The organism is Planifilum fulgidum (assembly GCF_900113175.1).
In the GTDB taxonomy this organism is placed as follows: Bacteria; Bacillota; Bacilli; order Thermoactinomycetales; family DSM-44946; genus Planifilum; species Planifilum fulgidum.
In genome coordinates this window covers 1-1,306 of the sequence record NZ_FOOK01000062.1, presented here as the reverse complement: position 1 = coordinate 1,306, position 1,306 = coordinate 1, and the positions used below count along the sequence as shown (strand labels likewise).

Annotated in this window: 1 protein-coding gene; it reads left to right on the top strand. The window is 37.9% G+C overall.

The window, feature by feature from the left end; translation table 11 throughout:
* The first annotated feature begins 75 nt into the window (after positions 1-75).
* Positions 76-462: a barstar family protein gene (locus BM063_RS17125; protein ID WP_092041940.1), complete on the top strand. Its 387-nt coding sequence runs from the start codon at positions 76-78 to the stop codon at positions 460-462.
* The last annotated feature ends 844 nt before the right edge of the window (positions 463-1,306 follow it).

Below are 1,306 nucleotides of genomic sequence, written 5' to 3'. Positions count from 1 at the left end.
TCCAAGCATACATCCGTTGGCGCAACAAAAACAAACATCACGAAGCCATCTTAAAAGAACAAAACAAGATCAAGGTTGCCTGAAGGGGCACTAGTTCAAAACGATTATTATATTTATCAGCTAAATGGAGAGAATATCTATGACTCTAAAACTTTTTACAATATATGTATAGATGTTTTGCCAACTGATCCTCCATTAGCAAAAAAAGATTCCCCTAATTTCGATGCCTTTAGCGATTCAATTCGAGGGGGGATTTCAGAGCAAGAATCAGATAAAGTTGCTGTAATATGGACAAAAGCACAAAATATAGCTAATAATAATTTGAACGATTTATTTAGGATTATACAAATATTTTATGATATATCCACGTCATTAAACGAAGATTATTTTGATATAACAATAGATTTATTAATATTTTTAGTTGATAATGGACAAAACTTTCCGGTTTTTGATGGAGAATAAAACAAGTTTTTTCGTTCAACTGTTTATGATCTCTACCCTCTGATGATTTCCAAATGGAAGCTATGAAGTTTATATAGATTCGCTATATGAAACATGAAGTCTTGTCATCTCCTCGCGTTGATATGATTGACAATGTCGGAGCGTGACCTTAGGTAACTGAGTGAACACGTCACCAGCAAAACAAAATAATGTGGAGCGGTACACTTTTATAAAGGTTTATCCGACGTTGGTGATTCCATTGATCAACAATATCATTTCAAGAAAGCGGACAAGTACTGTTTTGACTTAAAGAAAAATATTTTGGTGGGTAACTCGCTAATAAAGATGTAATATATGTTGGTGACTGTCAGTACCGCTAATTGTTTTTCCTTTTGAGATAGATCCGTTTTCGTCGACCTCTGATAGCGAGGGGTCGACGAGCTTTTTAATCCCAAATACATTAAAAATGTTTTCACTTTCCTGCGCGATTGTTCCCCATAATCAGCAATCCCGGCAGACCCCCTCTGCTGAAAAATTGGGAACGGTTATGTGAACCAGTGGCCCTTTCCATCAGGATAGCTTGTTGGCCCTGAACAGTTCCTGAACTGCTTCGATCCCGTCCCCCGGTAACTCGATAATCCGCTTGATAAACGGCGTTTCCTTTCCGTCGGAACGGTACAAATGTATTCGCAGGCCGGTTCCGGTCTAGGCTGCTTTTGGATAGAGGAGGACAAAGAATGGGCAAAGATAAATATAGAGGCAAAATAGCCGAATTAATAAATAATGGTCCTGACCGTCTTATTACAGGCGGAGTTGACGATAACAGAATTGTTGAAGTGGAAAAAGAGCTTAATGTAACATTACC